Below are 4,585 nucleotides of genomic sequence, written 5' to 3' on the forward strand. Positions count from 1 at the left end.
CATCGCACTGGTACTGTTCGTTGGAAAAGCCCATACACCGGCAGCCAACGGCAAGATTTTCGTGAAATCCAAATAATGAGCTGGATTGATCTGCAGATAGAATCAGTGAAGAAAATGGAGTGAAGACAGTGATGTCTTTGCTCCATTTTTTGCGTCTGTCAGATAATTGCACATTTTTCTATTCGTGATTCTTACCAAATTTACATGTTGATTCTTGGCGATAGTCACGAAAAAATTTTAAAACTGCCAAATGGCAAGAAAAAGGACTTAAAACTGACATTTGTCCTTTCTTAGCTGTGAGAAATGTGGTATAAATAAAGTAGAAAATGAAAAGAAAATGGATAAATTAACCAAAATGAGTGAAGCAGATGAAATCATTCGAAAACTGAATACGGAGCAGAGGGATTACCTGAACCGTTACTTTGCTCATGCGCCGGAAAGTGTGACAGGAAGTATGCAGGTGGTACGGATGCCGGAAGGAACAACATTTATTCAGGAAGGAATGCCAGTGGACAAAGTGTATGTTCTTCTGAAGGGATGCGTTTCCGCGGTCGACTACCGGGTACGGGAAACGGTCTATGGTTTTTGTCATTTTAATCCTATTGAGACATTTGGTGCTATGGAAATCTTAGGACATATGGATCAGTACCGGACTACGCTGGCAACAACCAGAGACAGCTTATTTCTGAAGATACCGAGAGATTCCTTTGAAAAATGGATTCTTAAAGATGTGGATGCCCTGCAGATGGAGACAGAGCGGATTATCGGGTATCTGTTGGATCAGTCCAGAAAAGAGCGACTTTATGTACTGCTTCCCGGAAATGAACGGGTTTATCTCATCCTTACAAATTTGTATGAGACCTACGGAAAGTTCGATACTTACAGTGTGTATATGAGTCGGAAGGATTTCTCGGAGGTTACAGGATTATCGGAGCGGACGATCACCAGAGCTTTGAAGGAACTGGAGGAAAAAAATCTTATCACCAGAAATGGCTGGAACATCGTAATGACATGGAATCAATATAGCAAGATCAAAAAACTGATGAAAGATCAAATCAACGAAATGGGGGAATGACAGATGAAATATTCAGAAAATCCAGATAAACAGTATCACATCCAGGTAGGAGAGGGTGACGTTGGAAAATACGTGATCCTGCCGGGTGATCCGAAGCGCTGTGCCAAGATCGCTGCATATTTTGATGATGCGAAGCTGGTGGCTGACAGCCGTGAGTATGTGACCTACACCGGATATCTTGACGGCGTAAAGGTAAGTGTTACATCAACTGGTATTGGAGGTCCGTCCGCATCTATCGCCATGGAAGAACTGGTAAAATGTGGTGCAGACACTTTTATCCGTGTAGGCACCTGCGGTGGTATGCAGCTCGATGTGAAGAGCTCTGATGTTGTGATCGCCAGCGGAGCTATCCGTATGGAAGGAACCAGTAAGGAATATGCGCCCATCGAATTTCCGGCAGTGGCGGACATTGACATTGTCAATGCATTGAGAGCTTCTGCGAAGGAACTGGGGCAGAAATCACACGTGGGAGTTGTGCAGTGTAAAGATGCATTTTATGGACAGCATTCACCGGAGACTATGCCGGTCAGCTATGAACTGCTGAACAAATGGGAAGCGTGGAAACGCCTTGGATGTCTGGCATCCGAGATGGAATCTGCGGCATTGTTTATCGTGGCAAGCACACTGCATGTACGCTGCGGATCTGTATTTCTGGTAATGGCCAATCAGGAGAGAGAAAAACAGGGACTTGATAACCCAGTAGCACATGACACAGATATGGCCATCCGTGTGGCGATTGAAGCGATCCGTAAACTGATCAAAGAAGACGCCGAGTAGTAATTACGCAGAGTCACATTCGCAAAATTGCCTTTGCATGGCTCTGCAATTTGCAATTTATATCACATGAGGAGGAATCAATAACAATGCGTGACATTTCTATGGAAAGAGTCAATGAAACAAGAAAGAACATTCTGGAAATTATCGAGAGTGCAACCCTGACACATGAGCAGAAACTGACCTGCCTGGCGAATCAGGCAGATTCTCTGATGGAGGTGCTTGATCTTCCGGAAGGGCTGGATGAGCTTCTGAACGTGCCCATCGACCGTAAATGTATCTGCGATCTGTCCGAGGGACATGCGCCTATGCGTCCCCGTTACATTATCCCGGATTATGCGAAATTCCTGAAGGAGGGAAGTAAGTTTCTGCAGCTGGATCCGCCGACGGATCTTTATGAGGCACTGAACAGCCTGATGATCTTCTACAAACATGTGCCAAGCGTTACCAACTATCCGGTATATGTAGGTCAGCTGGATGAACTGCTGGAGCCGTATATCGATACGGTAGATGAGGCACAGGCAAAGAAAATGCTGAAGCTGTTCCTGACGCAGATGGATCGCACCATTCTGGATTCCTTTTCACATGCAAATATCGGACCGAGAGAGACCAAGGCTGGACGTCTTCTTCTGGAAGCAGAGAAAGAGCTGGAAAATGCAGTTCCGAACTTAAGCTTTAAATACGATGAGGATATCACACCGGATGATTTTGCACTGAAAGCCATCGACTGTGCCATGCACAGTGCAAAGCCAAGCTTTGCAAATCATAAGATGTTCAAGAGCGAGCTGGGTGAGAATTATGTGATCGCAAGCTGTTACAACGGACTGTTGCTGGGCGGTGGTGCTTACACTCTTTGCCGTCTGGTTCTTGGAAATATTGCCAAGAGAGCAAAAAATATCAAGGATTTCAAAGAGCGTGAGCTTCCTTATGTGCTGGATATCATGGCTCGTTACATGGATGCAAGGATCAAATTTGAGGTAGAGGAGAGCGGATTCTTTGAGAACAACTTCCTGGCAAAAGAGGGATTTATCCACAGAGACCGATTTTCTGGTATGTATGGACTGGTTGGTCTGGCAGACTGTGTAAATATTCTGTTTGAAAAAGAAGGTATCAAAGGACGCTTTGGTCATGATGAGGCAGCCAATGATCTGGGTGTTGAGATCATGGAGATCATCAAAGAGTTTAATCTGAATCATAAAAATAAATACTGTGAGGGAACCAATGGACATTTTCTGCTTCACGCGCAGGTTGGCCTGGCAGAGGATGAGAATGTGACACCGGGAACCCGTATTCCTATCGGCGAGGAACCGGAGGAGCTGATCGACCAGCTCAACGTGCTGAAGAAATTTCATAAATATTTCACCTCCGGAACGGGAGATATTTTCCCGATTGATATGACTGTTCATCGGAATCCAGAATATGTACTGGACATTATCAAAGGATCTTTCAAGATGGATCTGCGTTATCTGTCCTTCTACTCCAGCGACAGCGATGTGATCCGTGTGACCGGTTACCTTGTAAAACGTTCTGAGCTTGAGAAGCTGGCTGGCGGCGAGGCTGTTCTGCAGGATACTACAGCTCTGGGCCTGGGTGCAGCCAGAAATGGCCATATTCTGGAGAGAAAGGTACGTTGATCAATGAAAGCAGTAATAAACCGGATCATTCCGTTCAGCAGTGTGGATGGTCCGGGCAACCGGACAGCGATTTTTTTACAGGGATGCAACATCAACTGTAAATACTGTCACAATCCGGAGACCAGAAAAATGTGTGTACAGTGTGGAACCTGCGTGAATAACTGTCCGGCAGGTGCACTGTCCTTTGATGCAGACGGGAAAGTGGCATTTGATCCGGCAAAATGTGTGCAGTGTGATACTTGCATCCATGTCTGTCCCAATGACAGTTCTCCGAGAACCTGTGAGATGACCCCAGAAGAAGTCTATGCGAAGGTGAAAAAACAGATTCCGTTTATCCGTGGTATCAGCGTATCCGGTGGAGAATGTATGCTCCACCCGGATTTTCTGACTGAACTGTTCCGCCTGGCAAAGCAGGATGGGCTGGGAACGCTGATCGACAGCAACGGTACCATTTCCTTTGAAGATTACCCGGAACTGATGGAAGTGTCTGATGGCGTGATGCTGGATATCAAGGCATTTGAACCGGAAGAACATAAAAAAGTGACAGATGTTACCAATGAAATGGTGCTGAAGAATGCAGTATATCTGGCGGAAACTTCCAAACTATATGAGGTGAGAGCTGTTATTGTACCGGATCTTTATGATACAGAAAACAGCGTTCGTAAGATCGGTGATTTTCTGGCACCATATCTGAAGATCCATGATATCCGCGTGAAGATCATAGCTTACCGACCCATGGGCGTGAGAGAAGAGTATGCGCATTACCAGATTCCAGATCAGGAGTATCTGACACATCTGGCAGATATCATGAAAGAAAAAGGATTTGAACACGTAACCGTGATCTAACGCGAGTTTGCGAGTCTAGAAAAGTAAACAGGAGGGAACAAGCCTTGGCAAGAACAAGCCATATGGATGCGAGTAAAGTAGTCATTCAGATGAAGGACATCGTGAAGAAATTCGGTGACTTTACAGCCAACGACCACATCAATCTGACCGTACACAAAGGAGAGGTACATGCGATCCTTGGAGAGAACGGAGCCGGAAAGAGTACCATGATGAATGTGCTCTGCGGACTCTATAAGCCGACCAGCGGTCAGATCTT

At 45.6% G+C, this 4,585-nt stretch carries 5 protein-coding genes; all 5 read left to right on the top strand.

The genetic code is table 11. The features are described from left to right. Nucleotides 1-337 precede the first annotated feature (337 nt). Nucleotides 338-1,075, top strand: coding sequence for a Crp/Fnr family transcriptional regulator (locus WMO62_RS15645; protein WP_349145260.1), 738 nt, complete (start codon nt 338-340; stop codon nt 1,073-1,075). 3 nt (nt 1,076-1,078) lie between these two features. Beyond that, entirely contained in the window at nt 1,079-1,852 is a 774-nt protein-coding gene (gene udp, locus WMO62_RS15650) for a uridine phosphorylase (protein ID WP_147600499.1), read from the top strand. 86 nt (nt 1,853-1,938) lie between these two features. Beyond that, nucleotides 1,939-3,483 (top strand): YjjI family glycine radical enzyme, encoded by a 1,545-nt coding sequence (locus WMO62_RS15655; RefSeq protein WP_118511716.1) that lies wholly within the window; start codon nt 1,939-1,941, stop codon nt 3,481-3,483. Between the two features lie 3 nt (nt 3,484-3,486). Beyond that, nucleotides 3,487-4,329, top strand: a complete 843-nt coding sequence (locus WMO62_RS15660) for a YjjW family glycine radical enzyme activase (RefSeq protein ID WP_349145261.1) — start codon at nt 3,487-3,489, stop codon at nt 4,327-4,329. 62 nt (nt 4,330-4,391) lie between these two features. Next, the coding region (locus WMO62_RS15665) for an ATP-binding cassette domain-containing protein (protein ID WP_349145262.1) at nt 4,392-4,585 on the top strand (194 nt) is incomplete at its 3' end.

The organism is Hominiventricola aquisgranensis (assembly GCF_040096225.1).
Lineage (GTDB): Bacteria > Bacillota > Clostridia > Lachnospirales > Lachnospiraceae > Hominiventricola > Hominiventricola aquisgranensis.

Excerpts from the sequence above, each read along its gene's own strand:
- WMO62_RS15645 (WP_349145260.1), top strand. The coding sequence starts at position 338 with ATGGATAAATTAACCAAAATGAGTGAAGCAGATGAAATCATTCGAAAA.
- udp (WP_147600499.1), top strand. The coding sequence starts at position 1,079 with ATGAAATATTCAGAAAATCCAGATAAACAGTATCACATCCAGGTAGGA.
- WMO62_RS15655 (WP_118511716.1), top strand. The coding sequence starts at position 1,939 with ATGCGTGACATTTCTATGGAAAGAGTCAATGAAACAAGAAAGAACATT.
- WMO62_RS15660 (WP_349145261.1), top strand. The coding sequence starts at position 3,487 with ATGAAAGCAGTAATAAACCGGATCATTCCGTTCAGCAGTGTGGATGGT.